Source organism: Taibaiella sp. KBW10 (assembly GCF_003852495.1).
Lineage (GTDB): Bacteria > Bacteroidota > Bacteroidia > Chitinophagales > Chitinophagaceae > Edaphocola.
Genome location: NZ_QAJI01000001.1, coordinates 517,816 through 541,443, shown reverse-complemented (window position 1 = coordinate 541,443; position 23,628 = coordinate 517,816). Strand labels below are relative to the sequence as shown.

24 protein-coding genes and 1 tRNA gene are annotated in these 23,628 nt (G+C 43.1%); 12 read left to right on the top strand and 13 right to left on the bottom strand.

Annotated features, from left to right (window positions below; translation table 11 throughout):
• The first annotated feature begins 26 nt into the window (after positions 1-26).
• Both DBR32_RS02355 and DBR32_RS02350 read left to right on the top strand, forming a co-directional pair.
• Entirely contained in the window at positions 27-386 is a 360-nt protein-coding gene (locus DBR32_RS02355; RefSeq protein WP_124634675.1) for a hypothetical protein, read from the top strand.
• A 246-nt stretch (positions 387-632) separates the two neighbouring features.
• A complete protein-coding gene (locus tag DBR32_RS02350; protein WP_124634674.1) occupies positions 633-1,001 on the top strand; it encodes a hypothetical protein in 369 nt (122 codons plus the stop codon).
• A gap of 267 nt (positions 1,002-1,268) precedes the next feature.
• On the opposite strand, the gene DBR32_RS02345 is transcribed toward DBR32_RS02350, so the two are convergent.
• From DBR32_RS02345 to DBR32_RS02330, 4 genes are all read right to left on the bottom strand, one after another.
• Positions 1,269-1,565 carry a hypothetical protein gene (locus DBR32_RS02345; protein ID WP_124634673.1) on the bottom strand — a complete coding sequence of 99 codons (297 nt, stop codon included), beginning with the start codon at positions 1,563-1,565 and terminating at the stop codon, positions 1,269-1,271.
• 894 nt (positions 1,566-2,459) lie between these two features.
• Positions 2,460-2,533: transfer RNA gene (locus tag DBR32_RS02340), tRNA-Arg, on the bottom strand.
• Positions 2,534-2,599: 66 nt separating this feature from the next.
• Positions 2,600-3,697, bottom strand: coding sequence for a 2Fe-2S iron-sulfur cluster-binding protein (locus tag DBR32_RS02335; protein ID WP_124634672.1), 1,098 nt, complete (start codon positions 3,695-3,697; stop codon positions 2,600-2,602).
• Between the two features lie 55 nt (positions 3,698-3,752).
• Positions 3,753-4,106: a hypothetical protein gene (locus tag DBR32_RS02330; RefSeq protein ID WP_124634671.1), complete on the bottom strand. Its 354-nt coding sequence runs from the start codon at positions 4,104-4,106 to the stop codon at positions 3,753-3,755.
• A gap of 206 nt (positions 4,107-4,312) precedes the next feature.
• On the opposite strand from DBR32_RS02330, the gene DBR32_RS02325 reads away from it, so the two are divergent.
• Complete coding sequence (locus tag DBR32_RS02325) at positions 4,313-5,851, top strand: YifB family Mg chelatase-like AAA ATPase (protein WP_124634670.1); 1,539 nt, start codon at positions 4,313-4,315, stop codon at positions 5,849-5,851.
• Between the two features lie 57 nt (positions 5,852-5,908).
• On the opposite strand, the gene DBR32_RS02320 is transcribed toward DBR32_RS02325, so the two are convergent.
• Positions 5,909-6,199, bottom strand: coding sequence for a hypothetical protein (locus DBR32_RS02320; RefSeq protein WP_124634669.1), 291 nt, complete (start codon positions 6,197-6,199; stop codon positions 5,909-5,911).
• 163 nt (positions 6,200-6,362) lie between these two features.
• On the opposite strand from DBR32_RS02320, the gene DBR32_RS02315 reads away from it, so the two are divergent.
• From DBR32_RS02315 to DBR32_RS02285, 7 genes are all read left to right on the top strand, one after another.
• Positions 6,363-6,899 carry a dTDP-4-dehydrorhamnose 3,5-epimerase family protein gene (locus DBR32_RS02315; protein ID WP_124634668.1) on the top strand — a complete coding sequence of 179 codons (537 nt, stop codon included), beginning with the start codon at positions 6,363-6,365 and terminating at the stop codon, positions 6,897-6,899.
• Between the two features lie 39 nt (positions 6,900-6,938).
• Positions 6,939-7,400 carry a pantetheine-phosphate adenylyltransferase gene (gene coaD, locus DBR32_RS02310; RefSeq protein ID WP_124634667.1) on the top strand — a complete coding sequence of 154 codons (462 nt, stop codon included), beginning with the start codon at positions 6,939-6,941 and terminating at the stop codon, positions 7,398-7,400.
• A 70-nt stretch (positions 7,401-7,470) separates the two neighbouring features.
• On the top strand, positions 7,471-7,818 hold the full coding sequence (gene yajC / locus DBR32_RS02305; RefSeq protein WP_233559639.1) for a preprotein translocase subunit YajC: 348 nt from the start codon (positions 7,471-7,473) through the stop codon (positions 7,816-7,818).
• 82 nt (positions 7,819-7,900) lie between these two features.
• Positions 7,901-8,488: a dephospho-CoA kinase gene (coaE, locus tag DBR32_RS02300; RefSeq protein WP_124634666.1), complete on the top strand. Its 588-nt coding sequence runs from the start codon at positions 7,901-7,903 to the stop codon at positions 8,486-8,488.
• Positions 8,489-8,501: 13 nt separating this feature from the next.
• Complete coding sequence (ribH, locus tag DBR32_RS02295) at positions 8,502-9,005, top strand: 6,7-dimethyl-8-ribityllumazine synthase (RefSeq protein WP_124634665.1); 504 nt, start codon at positions 8,502-8,504, stop codon at positions 9,003-9,005.
• A gap of 142 nt (positions 9,006-9,147) precedes the next feature.
• Entirely contained in the window at positions 9,148-10,032 is an 885-nt protein-coding gene (locus tag DBR32_RS02290; RefSeq protein ID WP_124634664.1) for a DUF4349 domain-containing protein, read from the top strand.
• Between the two features lie 288 nt (positions 10,033-10,320).
• Positions 10,321-10,902 carry a Crp/Fnr family transcriptional regulator gene (locus DBR32_RS02285; RefSeq protein ID WP_124634663.1) on the top strand — a complete coding sequence of 194 codons (582 nt, stop codon included), beginning with the start codon at positions 10,321-10,323 and terminating at the stop codon, positions 10,900-10,902.
• 94 nt (positions 10,903-10,996) lie between these two features.
• Here the strand turns inward: DBR32_RS02285 and DBR32_RS02280 are convergent, their stop codons facing one another.
• Together DBR32_RS02280 and DBR32_RS02275 are read right to left on the bottom strand one after the other, a co-directional pair.
• On the bottom strand, positions 10,997-12,226 hold the full coding sequence (locus tag DBR32_RS02280) for an NADP-dependent isocitrate dehydrogenase (protein WP_124634662.1): 1,230 nt from the start codon (positions 12,224-12,226) through the stop codon (positions 10,997-10,999).
• Between the two features lie 114 nt (positions 12,227-12,340).
• Positions 12,341-13,222 carry a TIGR01777 family oxidoreductase gene (locus DBR32_RS02275; protein ID WP_124634661.1) on the bottom strand — a complete coding sequence of 294 codons (882 nt, stop codon included), beginning with the start codon at positions 13,220-13,222 and terminating at the stop codon, positions 12,341-12,343.
• 111 nt (positions 13,223-13,333) lie between these two features.
• On the opposite strand from DBR32_RS02275, the gene DBR32_RS02270 reads away from it, so the two are divergent.
• Together DBR32_RS02270 and DBR32_RS02265 are read left to right on the top strand one after the other, a co-directional pair.
• Positions 13,334-14,530: an aminopeptidase C gene (locus DBR32_RS02270; protein ID WP_124634660.1), complete on the top strand. Its 1,197-nt coding sequence runs from the start codon at positions 13,334-13,336 to the stop codon at positions 14,528-14,530.
• Positions 14,531-14,647: 117 nt separating this feature from the next.
• Entirely contained in the window at positions 14,648-16,171 is a 1,524-nt protein-coding gene (locus tag DBR32_RS02265) for an NAD(P)H-hydrate dehydratase (protein ID WP_124634659.1), read from the top strand.
• A 77-nt stretch (positions 16,172-16,248) separates the two neighbouring features.
• Here DBR32_RS02265 and trxA read toward each other — a convergent pair whose 3' ends face one another.
• The 6 genes from trxA to DBR32_RS02235 all read right to left on the bottom strand — a co-directional run bounded on the left by trxA (position 16,249) and on the right by DBR32_RS02235 (position 23,626).
• On the bottom strand, positions 16,249-16,551 hold the full coding sequence (gene trxA, locus DBR32_RS02260; RefSeq protein ID WP_124634658.1) for a thioredoxin: 303 nt from the start codon (positions 16,549-16,551) through the stop codon (positions 16,249-16,251).
• A 4-nt stretch (positions 16,552-16,555) separates the two neighbouring features.
• Complete coding sequence (locus DBR32_RS02255) at positions 16,556-16,753, bottom strand: hypothetical protein (RefSeq protein ID WP_124634657.1); 198 nt, start codon at positions 16,751-16,753, stop codon at positions 16,556-16,558.
• On the bottom strand, positions 16,746-17,381 hold the full coding sequence (locus tag DBR32_RS02250) for a methyltransferase domain-containing protein (protein ID WP_124634656.1): 636 nt from the start codon (positions 17,379-17,381) through the stop codon (positions 16,746-16,748). Before DBR32_RS02250 ends, DBR32_RS02255 begins: the two co-directional genes overlap by 8 nt.
• Before the next feature lie 3 nt (positions 17,382-17,384).
• A complete protein-coding gene (locus DBR32_RS02245) occupies positions 17,385-18,797 on the bottom strand; it encodes a rhodanese-like domain-containing protein (protein WP_124634655.1) in 1,413 nt (470 codons plus the stop codon).
• A gap of 235 nt (positions 18,798-19,032) precedes the next feature.
• Entirely contained in the window at positions 19,033-20,466 is a 1,434-nt protein-coding gene (locus tag DBR32_RS02240; protein WP_124634654.1) for a TolC family protein, read from the bottom strand.
• A complete protein-coding gene (locus DBR32_RS02235; RefSeq protein ID WP_124634653.1) occupies positions 20,459-23,626 on the bottom strand; it encodes an efflux RND transporter permease subunit in 3,168 nt (1,055 codons plus the stop codon). Before DBR32_RS02235 ends, DBR32_RS02240 begins: the two co-directional genes overlap by 8 nt.
• Between the last annotated feature and the right edge of the window lie 2 nt (positions 23,627-23,628).

The window sequence follows — 23,628 nt, the reverse complement described above, 5'->3', positions numbered from 1 at the left end:
ATCTACCACTTTTTAAATGTCATTAAATGAAAAAAATAGTATTGGCAGCACTTGCCTTAATCGGTACCTATAGCGTCACGACTGCGAATGTTTTGACCATTTATAACCTTACGCCATGTACCTACACCTTAAACTCCTCGGGTCCATTAAGTACCATACCCCCTGGTACCTCAACATTTATCTCTCCAGTTAATGATGATTTTCATATTGCAAAAGTAGTATACGAATTTCCGAGCTACCCTTGGACGTCAGTTGCGGTAGGGATGAGTACACCTTATGCGAACAGTGCGGGTCAGCCGGTACCGCCATGCCTTACCAATCCTTTTTATACCGCGAGCTGGTCTCAGGCTTCAATAACAGCGGATGCAACCTTGGTGATATTTTAAGATCTTTTGAATGTTGTAAACCTACCGGTAAACACAAAGCTTTGCAGAAATACGGTGCATTGCGATGCCAGAATGAAGAGTATAATCATTTTGATGAACAAGTCCCTGATTCTGGACTGCTAATGCCGTAATGGTAGCGCTATTAGCAATGAGGATATGCCTGAAATGTGACATATATCCTTCATTTGTGATTAAAAGTATTTTTGATATATTTAGTTATTAATCAACTTAATAAAATATTATTTTATGAAAAAATTATTATTAGCAAGCCTCACCTTAATAGGAACATTTGGATTTGCAAAAGCAGCAAATGTTTTGACCATCAATAACCTTACACCTTGTCCTTATACTTTAAGTATTTCGGGCGGTGGAATCGTGACCATTGGGCCTGGCATCACAACGGTTAATTCCTTTCCGGCTGTAAATATCGATGACGTGAAAATTGTCTATATTTTTGGAGGATCTACGGCTACCCAAGTTAATGTTGGGTTTACGCATCCTTATCATAACAGTATCGGACAGCCAACACCTCCATGTATCACTTCCTCCACCTTTTTTACAGGAAGCTGGGCTCAGGCGACACCAAGCTCGAATGCAACCTTGGTTATATTTTAGGCCTTTTTAAATTATTAAAACATATCCATCAATACAAAAGCCCTGTAGCAATACGGGGCTTTGTTGTGTATCCAAAATGCTGCGGATAAAACCTTTCGATACCCAACAATTTCTAAGCATCGTTTATGACTACATACTTTTCTGAAGAATATTAAATGCAAAAAAACGGATGGGATAAAGCGCGTCATCCAATAATCAATAAAGACCACGCTTTCGGGTGGTCTTTAAGATAAAGAATAAAAAAATTTAGGATTGATTTTTTACAAACTATGAACCTACGGGACCAGGTCCAATAACGGTTGTGCATGTGACATTCGCGCCGTTATATCTTATAAAGGGAACAGGTGGGTATTGCTCCAAGATATAAGTATGTGCATCTGCTACAGAGTTAAAATAATAATATAAACCATAGTATGTTCTTACGCCCGTAGTTGGGTTGTCGTTATAGTGCCTGACTGAAGCAGTATACATACAGGGAATGGTACCACTGCTAACTGGTGTAACCGCATTGGCAATAAAACCGGAAAATAAACTGAATGCGATAACAAAAAGAACTTTCTTCATAATTAAATTAAATTTTTAAAAAAGGTTAAAAAAAGATGTGAAAACAAAATAAATAGGCCTCTTCGCTTTTGTTTTCAATGTTCTAACAAGTGTGTTAAATATTTAACTGCAGACAAATATAAATAAAACCAAGCTGGATTACAAGAGTTTTGTCACTAAAAAGTGAAAAAAATAGTAATTAATTTAGCTTTGTTATTTCCATGTGGTAAGGCCGATTTTTGCGTGCATATTTGTGCAGCATATAAAGAACAGCAGCATGCTTATTAATTTTTTCATTTTCTTTTATTTTTATGATTCTTGTTGGTTATGTATTCTTGCCTTTTCCTATGCGATAATTGTAAATCAATTTTTATCTATGGACAAGCATCTTTATGTTTCATAAAGCGGGTTCCAAATAAAAATGATTGCGAACGCAATGGCTTTTTTTGTGATTACGACACAAAGGTGAGATGCTTACAGAGTAATTACAATAGGAGCTTTTCTTCATTTTAATAGGTATATATCTAATTGGCTTTAGACTAGGGTAGCTTTTGAGCCGAATTAGCATCAATTTAGTAGATGATAGATAGAAAAGAGCACCGGAAATTGTGTCTAAACAAGTTAGTTGAGAGCACTGTTGATTTAAGATTCCGATATGACAACTAATACTTCGGAGGAGATACAGATCAGTCTGGAAAAAATATAGGGTTATCACTATTATAGCAATTCGGCTAGAATAAGAATATAGGATATTGAATATGTGGAAATTGTGTTTTGGGTAAACTGGGGAAGTGATTGGGGAAATAAGGATAGGTTAAGGGAGGCAAAGGAATAGCGAAGGGCGCAGGCAGGTGCAGGACTCCCCTAAAACAATAAAAGTAGCCACCATGGCTACTTTCTGAAGTTTTAATCTCGTGAATCGGATTGGATTCGAACCAATGACCCTCAGCTTAGAAGGCTGATGCTCTATCCAGCTGAGCTACCGATCCATTCCCATCAAAATGAATGATGGGCTGCAAAAATAAGTATTGTTTGTCAAATAAACAAAATCATTTTTATTTTGTATCAAAGTCAATCACAACCGTCTCACTTCTTGGGTGTGCCTGGCAGGTAAGAATGAAATTATTTGCAATCTCATCAGGTTCCAAACCATAATTTACTTCCATATCTACTTCACCCGATATCAATTTAGCTTTGCAGGTACAACATACCCCGCCTTTACAGGCGTAAGGCAGGTCACCGCCATGTTGTAAAGCCGCATCCAGAATGTTTTCTCCGCCATAAGCCAGATCCATATCAAAAGACGCACCATCAAGGCGCACCGTCACTTTACTCAGTTTACTTCGGTCCACCTGCTGTTGCTTCGCTTCCCAGTCTTTATTAAGCGTTTTGGGTTGATCCGGAGAGGAGAACAGTTCAAAATATACACTGTCTTCCGGTTTCTTCAATTCATTTAAAAAATAATCTTTTAAAGCGAGGATCATCGGTTCCGGGCCACAAATGAAAATATCATCAATAGTATTGAAATTGATTAGTTTTTGTCCAAACGTTTTCACTTTGTCTACCGTAATCATCCCGTTAAACAGTTCAGCCTCCTGCATTTCCCGGTCAAAAACATGAAACAGGCGTAAGCGGTGCATAAACCTGTTCTTTAAGGCTTCCAGTTCTTCTTTAAAAATAATAGAGTTCCTGTTATAGTTACCAAAGACTAGGGTAAAGGTACTTTCTTCCTCTTCGTGCAAAACGGCTTTCATGATACTCATGATCGGTGTAATACCGCTACCGGCAGCAAAGGCTAAGTAGTTTCTTTGTGTCTTCTCCGATTTTTTTGGGGTGAATTTCCCCATTGGCGGCATGGTGCTTACGGTATCACCTACTTTAAGCACTTCGTTGGCCCAAGAGCTGAATTTTCCCTGTGGCATAACTCTTTTTACCGCAACACGCAGTTCCCGATCAGATTTGCCCGAGCAGATAGAATAAGAACGGCGCACTTCATTGCCCTCAATAAAGGTTTTGAAAGTAAGGTATTGACCCGGTAAATAATCAAAAGCACTTTTTATGGCTTCTGGAACGTCAAATGCGATAGAAACACAGTCGGCCGTCTCCTGACGAATATCTTTTACGGTTAAGTCGTGAAATTGTAATGTGGACATAATTGGGGCAAATTTACATAAAAGCTATCGAACCGTAAAATGGGAGATAGCCGGCTTAAAATCGGGTATACAAAGCCCCCCACTGACGATCAATGGTGTAGCCTTCTCTGATATAAGACAAGCTGTCTTTATTGAAGTAATAATATATTTTTTTGATGTCCTTCAAATTCACTCCTATTACTTTAGTGAAATAGATACATTGGGATTCATCAATAACTGCACCGGTACCATTTGGGTTTACGGTTGTTGAATAGAAGAGGGTATCACCAAAAGCGATAATGGTATTCATATTAACCATACTTATAGCGACAGTTGTATCCGGTCTGAAGGTAGTATCATAGCTCGGAAGTGACTGATTAACAAAATAGTCATAGCCCTTCCAGTGGTGGTTGCCGATTATTTGGCGCACATATTTTTCTCGATGATCTGACTCGTGATCCTTTGAACAGGAGAATAGATTGAATGAGAATAGTAAGGCTGTAGATACAAGAAAAAAGGTGTTTTTCATGGTTTATGGATGTAGTGCAACAAAGAGCTGTCTAATCAAAAATAATATAATTTCCCCGATCCCATAAATTTTTATTTTGATAAATTGCAGGACAAAGATTGAAACCTATGTTAGTAAAAGTATTTGGGAGTGCGGTATACGGGGTAGATGCACTGACAATAACCATCGAGGTCGATACCGTACCGGGAAGTGGTTATTTTATTGTGGGCTTACCCGATAGTGCCGTCAAGGAAAGTGTAGACAGGATCTTATCGGCTTATAAAAACAATGGTTATAAAAGTCCCCGTTACAAGATGGTGATTAATATGGCGCCTGCAGATATTAAGAAAGCAGGTTCTGCTTATGACCTGCCTATTGCCATCGGTATGCTGTCCGCTACCGAGCAGTTAGCCTCTGATCGGCTAACGGATTACATTATCATGGGCGAATTGCAATTGGATGGAACGCTACGGCCGGTAAAAGGAGCCTTACCCATGGCAATTCAAGCCCGTAAAGAGGGCTATAAAGGGCTTATCCTGCCACAGCAAAATGCGCGGGAAGCGGCCATGGTCAATAATCTTGCAGTGTACGGCGTAACGCATTTAAGAGAAGTAATTGCCTTACTGGAGGGGGACGACAGTATAAAACCGACGGTTGTGGATACACGTGCGGAATTTGCCAATGCACAATCCCAATTCGATATTGATTTTGAAGAAGTAAAAGGGCAGGAAAATATAAAGCGTGCTTTAGAAATTGCGGCAGCAGGAGGGCATAATGCCATCCTGATAGGCCCTCCGGGTGCGGGCAAGACCATGTTGGCCAAGCGTCTGCCCACAATATTGCCACCCATTACCCTACAGGAATCGCTGGAGACGACAAAAATACATTCCGTGGCCGGGAAACTCCCCGATCATGCCTCACTCATTGCCCACAGACCCTTCCGAAGCCCGCACCATACCATATCGGATGCCGGATTGATCGGGGGAGGGGGCAATCCACAGCCGGGAGAAATCTCCCTGGCCCATAATGGCGTTTTATTTTTAGATGAATTGCCGGAGTTTAAACGAACGGTTTTAGAAGTAATGCGGCAACCTATGGAAGAACGACAGGTCACCATTGCCCGTGCAAAGGTGAGCATCGATTATCCGGCTAGCTTTATGTTGATCGCGTCAATGAATCCCTGCCCTTGTGGCTATTATAATCATCCTGAAAAAGAGTGCAGCTGTGCACCGCAGATGGTGCAAAAATATTTAAACAAGGTATCGGGGCCTTTGCTGGACCGGATCGATCTGCATGTAGAAGTAACACCGGTGTCTTTTCATGAACTCTCGGAGTATCGGGCAGCAGAATCGAGTGCCGTGATTCGCGAAAGGGTGATTCAAGCAAGAGCAATACAAACCAAACGATATGAACAACAAGAGGGTATTTATAATAATGCTTTAATGACTAGTAAATTGATACAGGAGCATTGTGCACTGGATACCGTAAGTGCCCATTTGCTAAAGGCTGCAATGAAGAAATTAAACCTTTCTGCCCGTGCCTATGACCGGATACTGAAGGTATCCCGTACGATTGCCGACCTGGAAGCAAGCCCACAGATTAAAGCAGAACATATTGCAGAAGCGATACAATACCGTAGCCTGGATAGAGAAGGGTGGGCGGGATAAAAGAAATATGCCCCGGCGATGAGCCGGGGCATATTTTATAATTGTTTTGTGTACTTCTTAACGGTAATAGCCATAAACGCGGGCACGTTGTGCTTCTCTGCGGTGGTGTTGTGCAATTCTTCTATGATGTTGTGCCATTCTTTGATGACGCAAAGCCATTCTTCTTTCATGTCGCAGCATCATAGGCGGTCTGTGGTGTACCCGACGCGGTGCACAAGCTACTCTTCTATGGTGTGGTCTTTCCTGATAATGCCTGCCTTCTCCACGATATTGTGCATTGGCGGTGCTTGCACTAAAACTTAACACGATGGTTAAAAACGCGATTAACCCTAATACTTTGCTTTTCATAATAGCTCAATTTTTAAATTAGTAATTTATTTGTGTATTAAGACTATACAATGTCTTTATGGTTTATCCGGAAAGATTAAATAAATCATAAAAACAAAAAAGCCTGCTAAAATTCGGTGCTGCTCAGATAAAGCACTATTTTTGAAGACCAAAATAACACAATATGGATTTTACTCCTTTGGGTTTGGCCGGTGCCCGGCTCCTCACCTTACCCCGGTTCTTAGATCATCGGGGCAGTTTTGTGAAGGCCTTCAACGAAGGAGCTTTTCTGGAACAGGGAATTACGTTTGAAACAAAGGAAAGTTACTTTTCTTATTCCAATAAAGAGGTTATCCGGGGTATGCATTTTCAGCTTCCTCCTTACCAACATGCTAAAGTCGTTTTTTGTCCCAAAGGTGCTATTCTTGATGTAATCCTTGATCTGCGGAAAGGCTCTGCGACCTATGGGCACTTCGAAGCGCATATCCTTTCAGAAGAAAACCATCAGGCTTATTATATTCCCGAAGGATTTGCCCATGGTTTTAAAGCTTTGGAAGACGATTCGCTTACCTATTATTTAGTATCCTCAGTGCATGAGCCTAAAAGCGATACCGGTATTCGGTTCGATAGTTTTGGTATGGACTGGGCATGTGCGGCTCCTGTGGTATCAGATCGGGACAAATCCTTTGTGGCATTTGCCGACTTTGATAGCCCGTTTTAAAGATATATTTCATTAATAACTAAATTTTAAGCAACCTATATGCGTATAGCTGTTTTTCCCGGAACGTTTGATCCTATTACCTTAGGGCATGTTGATGTCATCAAGCGTTCTATTCCGCTTTTTGATAAAATTGTAATCGGCATTGGCCTCAATTCCACCAAACAACCCATGTTCTCCATTGAGCAGCGGATGCAATGGATACAGGAAATATTTAAGGATACGCCCAGCGTTTCCGTAGCGGCCTATGAAGGGCTTACAATTGAGTTTTGTAAGAAAATAGAGGCAGCCTTTATCCTGAGAGGGATTCGTTATGTCAGCGATTTTGAATATGAAAAAGGCATTGCTGATATGAACCGCATGCTGAGCCATCATGTGGAAACGGTTTTTCTGACCAGCTCTCCGCAATATTCGACCGTATCTTCGACGCTGGTCAGGGATGTGATCCGGCACCACGGGGATGTATCACAGTTTCTGCCCAATGAAGTGCAATGGGATAAATAAAGATTTTTAGCAATTTCTTGAGAGAATTTTGATTACCTTTGCGGCTCGAAATCTAAAAAAATTAAGTTTTATGATAACAAACATTTTGTTACAAGCACAAGGGCCAATGGGCGGCGGAATGATGCCAATTTTTATGATTGGTATGATCGTGGTGATGTATTTCTTCATGATTCGTCCGCAGCAAAAGAAAGCCAAAGAGCAAAAATTATTTGCAGAAAAATTAGTAGCCGGCGAAAAAGTAGTAATGACTTCTGGTATTCACGGTCGTATTACCCGTACAAATGATGACGGTACTTTAACAATCGAAATAGATAGAAACACAAATATTGTAGTAGAGCGCCAGGCCGTTTCTATGGAAATGACCAATGCATTCCAAAAAAGAGCCGGTATAGATACTGCTCCTAAAGTCGTAGCATAATCATACCCGAAAATGATCTTGAAAACGCTGAAATCAAAAGGTTTCAGCGTTTTTTTTATGAATAAAATTTTAATTTTGCCTTATGTTGAACATTGGGATTACAGGAGGCATCGGCTCGGGTAAAAGTGTCGTGAGCCAGATATTTGGCGTTTTGGGCATTCCGGTCTTAGATGCCGATGCTTTTGCCAAGCAACTGATGGCTCATAATGACGACGTTAAGACGGCCTTGATCGCTGCTTTTGGCTCGGGTATGTACGAAGACGGCCAGTTAAACCGGCCTTATCTGGCGGGTATTGTATTTAACGACCGGGCGCAGCTCGCGATACTCAACAGTATTGTACACCCTGCTGTGCGAAAATATGGTAAACAGTGGATGGCCGCACAGCAATCGCCTTATGTGCTCAAAGAAGCCGCTTTGTTTTTTGAAAGTGGCAGCGATGCCGATATGGATTATATGATTGGTGTACAGAGTCCATTCGATGCCCGCTTGCAAAGGGCTATGCAGCGCGATCATGCAGATGAAACGGCCATACGGAAACGTATGGAGCAACAGATGGACGAAACGAAAAAAATGAGCTTATGCGATTTTGTGATTCGGAATGATGAATCTGTTTCCCTTATCGAACAAGTATTACATTTGCACAAAAAATTCACACAAGTAGCAAAATAAAATAATTAAGATTATGGCCTTATCATCAGACAGCAATACCCTGCTTGATCTATCTGAGATCATGCATTTAAGAAATGGGAAAGTAGGTATCGTATACACCGAGTGGAACGATCGTATTGTACAAGAACAGATCAGTGGCGCAAAAGCGATCGCAGAACAAACAGGAAATACAATTTCTAACCTGGTTAAAGTGCCGGGCTGTTTTGAATTACCTTTTGCCTGTAAGGCTTTGTATGAACAATCAGTAAACGATCCGGAAGGCCCCAATGCGATTATTGCCTTTGGTGCGGTAATCCGTGGCGGAACCCCCCATTTCGATTATGTGTGTCAGGCGGCAACAGAAGGTATTCTTCGATTAAACCTTAGTTTGCCGATTCCGGTTATCTTCGGTGTACTGACCCTGGATAATGAAGAACAAGCCTGGGAGCGCCTAGGAGGTATACATGGGCATAAGGGCCAGGAAGCCATGATCGGTGCCTTGAAAATGATAAAAATGGGTAATGATCTGATGCAGTAAACATCATCATAAATTTAAAAAAACAGGGCCTGATGAACGACGCATCAGGCCCTGTTTTTTTGAGGGATTTGTAAATTTTTTGTTAAGCAGGATTACCTTTTACCGGCTTTGGGTATAAAATGGAAACACAAAACAAAAGATTATGAAAGCCCTTAAAAGTATTTTGATCCTGGTACTTGCCAGCGCGGCATTCACCGCATGTAAGCAAAGTAATAATCATGAAAGCAGCGTGGGTACTGCATCTACGACGACAGCTGACGAAGCAGCCGCGGAACAGATTGCTGTAGATACAGCTACTTACCAATCTTCGGAACAACGCAAAATTATCAAGACGGCTGATATGCGCTCGAGGGTAAAAGATGTATTGGCCACCACAACCTATCTGGAGCAGGTAACGCGCCAATTAGAGGGATCAATTGTTAGTTCCCGTCTGGAAAATGCCGTTGAAGAGACTTACCGGAGGCCCCTGTCTTCCGATTCCGTAAAGCAGGTGCAAGCCTATACAACGACTGCTTCCATGACCTTTAAAATTCCGGTGCAGCAGCTTGACTCTTTTCTACGCCTTGTAGCCGGTCAATCAGAATTTATTAATAACAGAAATCTTGCATTGGAAGATGTAACCTTGAATTATTTAAGCAATAAACTCAAACAAGAAGCCTCTAAAGCGAACCATCTTGCGCCCAAAACATTAGCTAATGTAAGCTATATTGATGATCGTTCGGAGCAACAGATTGATCGTAAGATAGAGAATTTAAGCATTCAGGAACAAGTGAAATATGCGACACTGAGCCTGGACCTCTATCAGCCACAGCGTATTGAAACAAAGGTTATTGCTAATGTACAAGCGCTGGCCGCTCCTACTTTTGGAGAAAGAATGCGTACTGCCTTATATAATGGCTGGGAAGTGATCAAGATTATCCTGATTGGCATCACTAATCTATGGGCACTCTTACTAGTCGGTGGGTTGGTGTGGATATTGATCCGGAAGTATAAGAAAAATAAAAGACTTATTAAATCAGTACAATAGCTATGCTCCTCTGGTCGCAAATCCCCCAATAATTTGTAGGACAACCATTTCCCAAGCTTTGGTGACAGGTCTGGATAATTCAGATGAATCCCTATAGCTCGCTATGGTTATGGCAAGTGCAACGTTTTTGTTCAGACAGGTAAATTTCTCCTTTAACGGGAAAATAACGTAATCGGCTTAGCTATAATGGGCGCTGGTATCAGATAAAAAACTATATTTAGTTTTGTAAAACATTGTTATTTGTTTGTATCAGACAAATACGGTTTCTGATCACCAAAAAATCTTGATATGCCGGAAAACTGGAGAAAGCATTTTAATAACATTAACGCCGTTTCAGAGGAAGACTGGGCACTACTGAACGATAAACTGACCAAGACCCATTTCAGGAAAAAAGACGTGATCCTTAAATATGGAGAGATTGAAAACCATATTTCTTTTGTCAATAAGGGGATTGTAAAGTATACGTACCTTAAAGAGAATGTAAATGTTTCTTTTAATTTTTTCTTTCCGGATACTGCCTTTTGTGCCTATGATTCTTTCTTATTAAGACGGCCATCAATATTTCAGATTCAGGCGGTGACAGATGTGGAAATATTACGCGTTTCTTTTGATGATTTAGATAAGATTTACCAGCAATCATCTATCGGTAATTTGATTGGGAGAAAGATTGCAGAAAGCATTTTTATTTCTAAAATACATAGAGAATTATCCCTGCTTAGTGAGGATGCTGAAGGTCGCTATCGCCGTATCTATAAGGAATGGCCGGAGCTTTTAACCGCGGTGCCGCTAAAGGATGTAGCCTCTTATATCGGCATTACCCCGCAGGCACTCAGCAGGATTCGAAAGTCATTTTCGGAACAGATTTCCTAAAAAGTAAAAATTGAGTGTTGATTATCTTCCTTATATGACTCATGGGGCGCCGAAGGCGCCCCATGAGTCATATAAGGAAGATTGGATTTTGGCCTTAAGCCAATTTTGCTTTCAAATTTTGATCCAAAGCATCTAAAAATTCTTCTGTATATAAGTAGTGTTCTCCATGATTTACTTTATTACCATGAATACATACTGCTAAATCTTTAGTCATTTTACCGCTCTCTACTGTTTCCACGCATACTTCTTCTAAAGCATGGCAGAACTTAATCAGCTCCTGGTTGTCATCCAATTTACCTCTGAACTCCAGACCTCTTGTCCATGCAAAGATAGACGCGATCGGGTTTGTAGAGGTAGGATTACCTTTTTGGTGCTCTCTGTAGTGACGCGTTACAGTTCCGTGTGCTGCTTCCGCTTCCATCGTCAGTCCGTCGGGCGTTACCAAAGTAGAAGTCATTAAACCTAAAGAACCAAATCCTTGTGCAACGGTATCAGACTGTACATCACCATCATAGTTCTTACAGGCCCATACGAAATTACCATTCCATTTTAAGGCAGACGCGACCATGTCATCGATTAAACGATGTTCATAAGTAATCCCTGCTTCCTGGAATTTAGTTTTGAATTCATTTTGATAGATCTCTTCAAAAATATCTTTGAAGCGGCCATCATATTTTTTAAGAATAGTATTTTTAGTAGAAAGATATAAAGGCCATTTTTTGCTCAGGGCCTGATTAAAGCAAGAACGGGCAAAACCCTGAATGCTTTCATCGGTATTATACATGGTTAAGGCAACACCATCTCCTTTGAAATTGTATACCTCATACTCTTGTACCGTACCATCTTCTCCTTCAAATTTCACAGTCAGTTTACCCTTACCTTTCGTTACGAAATCTGTAGCGCGGTATTGATCACCAAAGGCATGACGGCCGATACAGATCGGAGCAGTCCAGTTGGGTACCAGGCGGGGTACATTGGAACAAACGATCGGCTCACGGAATACCGTACCATCAAGGATGTTACGAATCGTTCCATTAGGAGACTTCCACATTTGTTTTAATTTGAATTCTTCCACACGTTGTTCATCCGGGGTGATGGTGGCACATTTAATACCCACACCATATTGTTTGATTGCATTAGCGGCATCTACCGTCACCTGATCATCCGTAGCATCGCGATGCTCCATACCCAAATCATAATATTTGATATCTACCTCCAGGTAAGGTAAGATCAATTTGTCTTTAATGAATTTCCAAATAATTCGGGTCATCTCATCACCATCAAGTTCGACAACCGGGTTGGCTACTTTAATTTTTGAACTCATATTTTATTGCTGTTTTTTTTATCGGGTAAATATAAAACTATTGGCGAAAATAGTAAAATCAATTGAAAGCGGCACACCTTGCGGGGATAAATCGCTTTATGTTATTGTTACACCTTAGACCAGGTCTTTTAAGGCCGAAGCCAGGCTAGGATACTTAAAGGAAAATCCTGCTGCTTTGAGCGTTTCGGAGACCACATATTGGCTATCCAGGATCAATCCGGGCTCCGTGCCGATCAATGCACCCCCAAATTTAATGGCGAAACCCGGTGCGGGTATACCAATAGGCATGTGCATGGCCTTACGCAGGCTTTTCATAAAAAGGGTATTACTAAGCGGTTCCGGTGCTGCAAAATTAATCGGGCCTTCTGCGGCATCAGTCTCCATTGCAAACCTGATAATGCGGTAATAATCCTCAATATGAATCCAACTTACCATTTGCCTGCCTGTACCTTGCCTGCCCCCCAATCCAAAACGGGTTAGGGTTTTAAACGGTTGCATTACGCCACCGTCTTTCCCCAGCACAATGGTCGTGCGCAGGGCATATCGTTTTGTGGCGGTAAGCGGATGGGCAAAAAGAGCTTCCTCCCAATCTCTGGAGACGATACCCATAAAAGCGGGGTTAAATTCATAATCGGTTTCGGTCATTACTTTATGCTCCGAAGGTTTATAAAAAGCCGCGCCACTCGCATTAAACCAATACGCAGGTGGATGGGTACAACTGCGCAGAAGCTCGTTCAGCTTTTCGGTAGTCTTTACCCGGCTCTCCAGGATCGCTTTTTTATTACGTTCATTATGCCGGCAATTCACCGATTTCCCTGAAAGATTAATCAGAACAGAAGCACCTTCCAGAGCTGCTTTAAGGGCATCTTCCTCCTTCCAGGAAAGGTCGCCCTTTTCCCTAGAAAGGACCAGTACCTCATCGCCCGATTGACGAAACCGTTTTTGTAAGTATTGACCGATAAAACCGGTACCGCCTGCTAAGATTACTTTTGCCATATAAACCGTATGTCAATTTGCATAAAGGTATTTATAATTATGCCCTATACAAACGATATTTTCTGATATTGCCTATATTTGACAAAATTTGAAAAACTATTTTAATTGATAATGAGAAAAATTACCTTAAGTATTGTTGCCTTAGCATGTATGATGCAGGTAGCCCAGGCGCAGGATAATCTAGTGAAGACCGCCAGTGGCACTAAGATAGATGCTAAAAAGAAAGCCTATAAATTTACCGATGTGATCAATCTGGATCGTACACCGGTAGAAAATCAGGGCAGTTCAGGAACCTGTTGGAGCTACTCTACCGGGTCTTTTCTGGAGTCTGAAATGATCAAAGCAGGGCGTAAGCCGGTACAACTATCTAAAATATTTCATGCCAGAAAACAATACGAAGATAAGTCCGATACCTATGTGAGAATGGGCGGCAATATCGGTTGGGGTGATGGCGGTGAAGCACATGATGTGATTCATTTATATGGTAAATACGGTGCGATGCCTAAAGAAGCCTATACCGGCTTACTAAACGGATCTACCCGTAATAACTTTGGGGAAATGCAATCCATCATGGAAGGTATTTTAAAAGGTGTGGTGGCCAATAAAAACGGTACCATATCTCCGGCCTGGAAAAATGTAGTAAAAAGCACTTTAGACGCCTACTTGGGCGAGGTGCCACAAAGCTTTACCTATCAGGGTAAATCCTATACTCCAAAATCTTTTGCTACGGAGGTTGTGGGTTTGAATGCGAACGATTATATCGAATTTATCTCTCAAACCAATACGCCTTACTGGGAAAAAGCCATGATGATGGTTCCGGATAACTGGTCTTTCCAATGGATCAACAATATTCCTATGGAAGACCTGACCGCTACGATTGACAATGCTTTGAAAAGCGGTTATACGGTAGCCTGGGGTGCAGATGTATCAGAGCCTTATTTTAGCTGGCCTAATGGTGTGGCAATGGTTCCGGATAGTGCTTTATACCTGGAGCCAAAGCGCATGAAGAAAGAAGAAAAAGATGCTTTATTCGCAACGGTTAAAAAAGAATTGGTGATCACTCCGGAAATCCGCCAGCAAGGTTTGGATAACCAGGCCACAACTGATGATCATGGTATGCATATTGTAGGGATGTCCAAAGATCAGAATGGTAAAGAGTATTATATCGTAAAAAACTCCTGGGGTGAAGATAATGACTACAAAGGTTACCTGAATGTATCTAAAGCCTATGTGCAATACAAAACCACCAGCATTTTACTGAATAAAAAAGGCGTACCGGCAAGCATTATGCAAAAAGTACAACCTTAATACCGGTTGGTATAAAACATATATTACATAAGAAAAGCGCATCAATGTTGATGCGCTTTTTCGTTGGTTGCTATTTCCCCAACTGTATTTACATTTGTATCTAAAATAGCATCAGCCATGCATCTATACACCGCCGAACAGTTAAAACGAGTGGATGCCCACACGGTCCAGGTACAAAATATGTCAACTTTGGCGCTTATGGAGCGGGCGGCGAAAGCCTTTACAGAAGCACTGATACAGCAATTTTCGGCCACTAAGCCCGTATTTGCAATTATTTGCGGCAAAGGGAATAATGGTGGGGATGGGCTGGCGATTGCCCGCCTGTTGCATCAGCAAAAATACAAAGTACAAGTTTACCTGCTGGAAGCACCGCAATACACCGCAGATAATTTTCAAAACCAAAAACGCCTGAGCGATCATAATATTGCGATTCATTTTTTTAGTAAAGAAGACCATTTAATGCTGCCGGCTGATGCTGTCGTACTGGATGGTTTGTTTGGCTATGGCCTGCGTCAGGTATTGGATGATTCCTGGCAGGCATTGATTCAGCAGATTAACAAAGCAGCTTGTATACTGGCCATAGACCTGCCTTCCGGCTTAATGGCCGATGTGCATACCCCCGACACCGCTCCGGTGGTGCAGGCCCATTATACCCTGACCTTTCAGGTACCCAAACTAGCTTTACTCCAGCCCGAAAACCAAGACAAGGTAGGCTTGCTTCAGATTCTTAATCTGCAATTGGACGATACTTGTTTTGCCCCTGAGGTCTTTCATATGCATTATATTGAGGAGGCCTTGGTACAGCGGATTAGGAAACCTCGAAAGCCCTATACACATAAAGGTACTTACGGGCACAGTTTATTGATCGGGGGAAGTTATGGTAAAGTGGGTGCGGTATTGTTAAGTGGAAAAGCTGCTTTAAGATCGGGTTGTGGCCTGGTGAGCCTGTATACTCCGAAATGTGCTTATGCCATTGTGCAAAATGCTTTTCCAGAAGCCATGGTGCGTACCGATGAACAAACGCAATATATCAGCAGCTTTCCCGATGATATTGCCCAGCTGCAGGCGATTGGCATCGGGATGGGATTGGGGCAGGAAAAAGAAACAGAATTGGCTTTTCTGGAGTGGCTGGCCGCCGCAAAAGAGGAATTACCACCTTTGGTGATCGATGCAGACGGATTAAATATACTTGCAACCCATAAAGAATATTTGAAATTACTGCCGGCACAAACGATACTGACCCCGCATCCTAAAGAACTCCAACGATTGATCGGAACTTGGGAGCATGATTTTGAAAAATTACAAAAATGTAAAGCGTTCGCACAAGCCCATCAGCTGATTGTATTGATTAAAGGTGCCCATACGGTGGTCGTCCTGCCCGATGGACAATTATATTTCAATAGTACCGGTAATGCCGGTATGGCTACAGGAGGGAGTGGCGATGTGCTTTCGGGTATGCTTACTGCTTTGCGGGCGCAGGGTTATACCGCAACGGAAGCGGCAATTATGGGCGTTTGGCTGCACGGCCGTGCCGGAGATCTGGCTGCTTTAGATCTTAGCATGGAAAGCCTGATTGCCGGAGATATAATCGCTTATTTACCTAAAGCGTTTTTGAGCCTTACCTCGAAGACACAAAAATAGCCCCGCAATCAGTACTCCATCCTGTGACGGATAGCAGCATAATTGCGAGGCTTTATCGTATAAACAGGCTGACAAACTCAGCCGGCGTTGGCCTGTAATAATTTGACCAGCTCTGATTTTGGTGCAGTACCACTATGACGCCACACCGCTTCTCCTTTTTTGAAAATCATAAAGGTGGGTACGCTGCTGATCTGGTATTCCTGTGCGATCTGTCCGAATTTATCGACATCGATCTTCACGACCCTGGCCTGATCACCGATTTCCTCTTTTACCTGTTCTAATACGGGAGCCATTGCCTGACAAGGGCCGCACCAAGTTGCAAAAAAATCGATCAGTACCGGTTTTTCATCATTAATCAGTTCTTGAAATTTATCGAGCATAATTTTATTTTTTTATTGTGTTAAGGGTAGTACATTGATTTCCGGCACAGCCGAGTTTGAAGATAGCCAATACCGAAAAATAGCCGCCGAGTGCCGCCAGTAGCCATTCTTGACCCATTGCAGATTGTATGGCGATCCATAAACCAATAATCAGGTAAGCTAAACGCCGTACTGTCCAGGTACCCCACACCCTTCTATTCATTATCTTTTTTATTTAAAATGATAAATACCTCTTGATGTTCCCGTGGTTTAATGCTATTGGTACATAAATCCATCGTTTTTATCTCAAAATAAGGATTGAAGACAGGCTTGTATTCGCAAGGGCAGCCACCAAAGGGTGGGCCTTGCTGCTCAAATCTCCTGTCGAATAAAAGACCGATGATCTTGCCCTTATCGCTTAACAGCTTGCGGGCTTGTTGGGCATAATCTGTTCTTTTTCCGGGAGGAATTGCACAGAAAAAGGTTTGTTCAATCATCAGGTCATATTGACCCTCATGTTCAAAAAAGTCGCCCAAAACCACATTTATTTCCGGCTTGTCTGCAAATTTTTCCTGTAAAAGCAGCACTGCTTTTGGCGCAATGTCTACTAAGGTAATGTGCTTAAAACCCATATCGCACAAGGCTTCCGCCTCATAGGCATTGCCACAGCCCGCGATTAAAATACGGGCCTCTTTATTTGGGTATTGCTGCATATAAGCCACAATCGCCGGAGCGGCATAGCCTATGTCCCATCCGATTTGCTCATTTTCCCATTGGGTATTCCAGTATGTTTTGTCTAAAGGCTGATCACAAGCCTTCACACAGCAGGTTATATCTTTATCTTCCGCCATGTTTTATTTGCTCAGTTGTTTGCTTTGACATACAAAATCAGTTTTAGGGACTTCCGTTTTTGCGATGGCATTATAGCCTCCATACACTTCACTAAAATTCCGGTATCCTCTTGCTTGTAAAATACTGGCTGCGATCATGCTGCGATAGCCACCGGCACAATGCAGGAAAAAAGGTTGCTCCGGGTTTAGGTCTTTGATCCAGTCATTAATGGAAGCTAAAGGCCAACTGTACGCGCCATCAACATGTTCTGCGGCATATTCTCCGTCTTTGCGCACATCAATCACAACCGAATCTTCTTTTAATGCTGTGGCAAACTGCGCGGCATCAATACGGTGTACAGTATCTACTTCTTTGCCCGATTGTTTCCAGGCCTCGAAACCACCTTCCAGATAGCCCAGTACGTTATCAAAGCCTACACGGCTCAGTCTGGTAATGGCTTCTTCAATATTTCCTTCATCAACAACCAATAGTAAAGGTTGTTTTACATCCACAATCATAGCACCTACCCAAGGGGCAAAATCGCCCTTCAAGCCGATACTGATCGCATTAGGAATAAAACCTTTGCTAAAGTCGCCGCTGTTTCTGGTGTCTAAGATTAAAGCTCCTGTTTCCTCTGCCGCACTTTCAAAAGCGTTGGGCGATAAGGCCTGCTTTCCTTTTTGCATCACATTGTCAAAGGATTCGTAACCCAGTTTATTCATGGCTACATTCATGCCAAAATATCCCGGAGGGGCCAAAAGGCCTTCGGTCACCGCTTCGATAAAGCTTGCTTTGTCCGGTTGGTTTAAAGCATAATTCGTTCTTTTTTGATTGCCCAGGCTATCTACCGTTTCCTTCTGCATATTTTTGCCACAGGCAGAACCCGCGCCATGAGCAGGGTATACCGTTACGGTATCGGGCAAAGGCATGATCTTTTGCATCAGACTATCATAAAGCATACCGGCCAGTTGCTCCTGAGTCATTGTGGCCGCTTTCTGTGCCAGATCGGGACGGCCTACATCTCCCAAGAATAAAGTATCGCCACTAAAGATGGCCTCTTCCTCGCCGGCTTCATTGATCAGCAGGTAGGTGGTGCTTTCCATCGTATGGCCGGGTGTATGCAGTGCTTTGATTGTTGCCTTGCCTACCTTGAATTCCTGACCATCTGTGGCGATTATAGATTCAAAGGCCGGCTGGGCCGTTGGTCCATAAACGATCGGAGCTCCTGTAGCTTTGCTCAGGTCTAAATGGCCCGATACAAAATCAGCATGAAAATGGGTCTCAAAAATGTATTTTAAGCGTACTCCATCTTTAGATAATCTGTCCAGATAAGGCTGTACTTCTCTTAAAGGATCTATAATGGCCGCTTCGCCATCGGATACAATATAATAAGCTCCTTGTGCTAAACAACCGGTATAAATTTGCTCTACTTTCATCTATTTATATATGTTTTTATTTATTTGCTCCTGCGAAAATACAAGACCCTGAAGAGATAAAAGATGATCTTTATCAATTCTGCTATAAGGTCGCTCTATTCCGGCATCAAACAAATTTCGGTAAATATGTGCGGAAAAAGAATTGTACCCCCGATTTTAACGTTTCAGGATATAAATAATACCAAAGGGCCGTCTTGTTTTAAGACGGCCCTTTACAGCATTAATGAATCCTTATTTACTTCCAGCCACCACCCAGGCCTCTGTAGATATTCACCACAGCATTAAATTGCTGCTTTTTAGTTTCGATCAATTCCAGTTTTGATTCCAGGGCATCCCTTTGGGTCATCAGTACCTCAAAATAATCTGCTCTGGCAGAGCTGAACAGGTCATTGGCAATACTGATCGACCTGGTTAAGGCCGCTACCTGTTGGGATTTCAAGTCATAACTCTTACCCAAATTGTCTATTTTGGAAACCTGGTTGTATACCTCCAGATAGGCGTTCAGCACCGTGCGCTCATAATTGTATACCGCTTGTAATTGCCGGGCATTCGCACTAAAATATTCTGCCTTAATTGCATTCCGGTTAATCAACGGACCGGCCAGATCACCCACCAGAGAGGCCAGCAGCGATTCCGGTAACTTGACCAGGTAAGCCGGATTAAAGGCTTGTAGCCCTACCGAGGCCGAAATATTAAGTGAAGGATAAAACTCGGCACGTGCAACCTTCACATCCAGCTTGGCTGCGATCAGGCTTTGTTCCGCCTGTTTAATATCCGGACGATTGGCCAATAGTTGTGCCGGAATACCGGACTGCACACTTGCCGGCAGCAATTCCAGGAAGTTGCTTTTGTCTCTTGGAATAGGCTGTGGATAGCGGCCCAGTAAGAAGTTGATCCTGTTTTCCGTTTCACTTATATTTTGTACAATGTCGTATTCCAGGCTTTGGGAATTCAAGACTTCCGCCTGAAACTTCTGGACGGCAAGCTCCGTTGTTCTGGCGGCCTGTTTCTGTACTTTTACAATCTCAAGGGCATTCTTTTGCAGCTCGATATTTTGTTTCACAATCGCCAGCTGATTGTCTAAAGCCAGCAACTCATAATAAGTATTGGCCACTTCGGCAATCAGGTTGGTCAGCACAAAGTTCTTCCCTTCCACGGTCGATAAATACCGGCTGACGGCTGCTTTCTTGGCATTGCGTAGTTTTTTCCAGATATCTACCTCCCATTCTGCATAGGCGGCAATTTTCTGATCGGGCAACCAATCCGGTACGGGTTTTCCGGGTTTGATGTCTGTTGAAGCATCACCCGCACCCTGACTGGTATAGCGACCTACTTTTTCCAATCCTGCGCCACCACCCAGGCGTACACTTGGGAATAATGCGCCTTTTCTTAAACGGATATCGTTTTGGGCAATCACCATTTCCTGCAGGGTGATCATCAATTCCTGGTTATTCTTTAAAGCCGTATCAATCAGGTCCGCCAGATAGGGGTCTTTAAAAAAATCGTGCCATTGCTGTTGGCCGGTATTGGTGCTGTCCTGAGTATTATTGTAGGATTGGGGAACGGAGTGGTTTTCCGTCCGCTGCATGACTTTTGGTATATTACAGCCGGCGATGGCCAGGCATAAGCCCAGCGTCGCCAGCCGGCGATCTATTTTGAATTTATACATTGTTATCGATTTCTTCGGTTAGGGGATTTTCTTCTTCATTTTTGACCAGTTTATGCTTGGCGGCGATGCTGCCGAAAATGTAGTACAAACCGGGGATCACAAACACCCCACAGATCGTACCCAGCAACATACCACCGGCGGCGGCCGTACCGATTGTTCTGTTCCCGATCTTACCCGGACCGCTCGCAAGTACCAGCGGGATTAAGCCCGCGATAAAAGCAAATGAGGTCATCAAAATCGGGCGGAACCTGGCTTTGGAGCCTTCCATAGCCGCTTCGAGAATGGATTTTCCTGCACGGTGCCGCTGCACGGCAAATTCTACAATCAATACTGCATTTTTACCCAATAAACCAATCAGCATTACCATGGCTACCTGCGCATAGATATTATTTTCCAGGCCCGTTAATTTTAATAAAAGAAAGGCTCCAAAAATACCTGCCGGCAGGGAAAGGATAACGGATAGCGGAAGGATGAAGCTTTCGTATTGTGCGGCTAAGATGAGGTATACAAAACCAAGACAAATAAGGAAGATATAAATAGCCTGATTGCCCTGTGCCACCTCATCGGCAGAGATCCCTGCCCATCCGATACCAAAGCCTCTGGGTAAGGTTTTGTCTGCAACCTCTTGAATAACTTTAATGGCCGTACCACTACTAAAGCCGGGTGCTGCAGAACCACTGATCTCCGAAGAGTTGTACATGTTGTGCCTTGTGATCTCAGAAAGGCCATATACTTTCTCCAAGTGCATAAAGGCGGAGTAGGGTACCATCTCATCACGATTGTTCTTGACGTATAGCTTCAATACATCATCCGGCAGTGCCCGGTACTCCGGAGCAGCCTGTACGATCACCTTATACTGGCGGCCAAACTGGATATAACTGATCTCATAGTTACTGCCCAAAAGCGTAGATAAAGTATTCATGGCATTCTCAATAGAAACCCCTTTCTGTTGTGCCAGGTCGTTATCGACCTTCAGCATAAATTGCGGGAAGCTGGCGCTGTAAAAGCTGAATACCGAAGAGAGTTCCGGCCGTTTACTCAGTTCTTTTACAAAGTTATTGTTTACCGTTTCCATTTTTTTGTAATCGCCCGATCCAGCTTTATCCAGCAGGCGCAATTCAAAACCACCGGCGGCACCGTATCCGGGCACAGCGGGTGGCTGGAAGAATTCAATATTGGCTCCGGGTATATCCTTCGATTTTTCTTCCAGTTCTGTCATGATCTCCTGTACGGAATGCTTACGCTCGTTCCAGTCTTTAAGGTTGATCAAACAAGTACCAGAGTTAGAGCCGGTACCTTCGGTAAGGATCTCATAACCGGCCAGGGCAGAAACAGAGGAAACGCCGTCTACGCCTTCTGCAATTTTTTGCAGCTTTTCCGCAACATTATTGGTTCTTTCTAATGAAGATCCGGGAGGCGTTTGGATAATGGCATAAAACATCCCCTGATCCTCATTGGGAATAAATCCGGAAGGAACGCTGCCGCTTAAAAGCCATGTTCCGGCACAGAAAGCCAACAGGGTAATGACCGTAACACTTCTTCTACTGACAATCTTACCCAGTACATTCTGGTACTTGTCAGAGGTTTTATTAAATTTATTGTTGAAGCCGTCGATAAATCGGTTGACCGGTGTTTTCTTTTTAGGTTTGCCATGATTGTTTTTTAAGATCATCGCACATAAGGCCGGCGTCAGCGTCAGGGCTACAATACCCGAAAGGATAATGGCGGTAGCCATGGTGATGGAGAACTGCCGGTAGAAAATACCCACCGGTCCGGACATGAAGGCTACGGGAATAAATACCGCGGCCATCAAAAAGGTAATGGCGATAATGGCACCGGAAATTTCGTGCAAGGCTTTCTTCGTGGCCTTTCGCGGGCTGAGATGGAACTCTTCCATATTGGCATGGACGGCTTCGATCACTACGATGGCATCATCTACCACGACCCCGATCGCCAGCACCAGGGCAAAGAGCGTAATCAGGTTGAGGGTAATGCCAAAAAATTGCATAAACATAAAGGTTCCGATAAGGGATACCGGTACGGCTATGGCCGGGATAATCGTGGAGCGCCAGTCCCCAAGAAAAAGGAAAACCACCAAACCCACCAGAATAAAGGCTTCGATCAGGGTATGGATTACTTTTTCGATAGAAGCATCCAGGAATTTAGAAACGTCATAGCTGATTTCATAATCCATTCCTTTAGGAAAGGACCTTTTTTTGATTTCTTCCAGCTTGGCTTTTACATCCTTGATTACCTGGCTCGCATTACTTCCGTAAGACTGCTTTAAGACGATGGCTGCCGATGGCCTGCCGTTCAGGTTGGAATAAATATCGTACATCGAGCTGCCAAATTCTACCCCGGCAACGTCCTTCAGGCGCAGGATTTCACCATTGGCATTTGATCGGAGCACTACATTTTCGTATTGTTCTTTAGTCGTAAACCTTCCGGAATACTTCAATACATATTCAAAGGTTTGGGAGCGTTTGCCCGAACTCTCACCGGTCTTGCCCGGCGAGGCTTCCAGACTTTGGGCAGACAGGGCTTCCATGACTTCGTCGGCCGATATTTTATAGGCCAGCATACGGTCGGGTTTTAACCAGATCCTCATGGCATATTCGCGGTTACCCAAAATGTCGGCAACACCTACACCATTTACCCGTCTGAGTTCTGCCAATACATTGATGTCGGCAAAGTTGAACAGGAATTTTTGATCCGTATTCGGATCTTTACTGTAAAGATTCACATACATCAGCATGTTTGACTCTTCACGGGTTATCTTAACCCCTTCCCTTACCACCAGTGGCGGTAGTTTGTTGACGACAGAAGCCACGCGGTTCTGTACATTCAATGCAGCCTGATTGGGATCGGTACCCAGGTTGAACACAACCTGTATGGTCGCTTCTCCGTCATTACCGGCATCGGAGGTCATATATTTCATCCCGGGAACGCCGTTCAGGGCTCTTTCCAGGGGAATGATTACAGATTTGATCATTAACTCTCCATTGGCACCGGGATAGTCTGCGGTTACATTTACCTTAGGTGGCGAAATGGAGGGGAACTGGGTTACCGGCAGGTTTGTCATGGCCAGTATCCCTAAAAATACGATGATGAGCGATATTACAATAGATAATACCGGTCTCTGAATGAATTTATTAAACATTG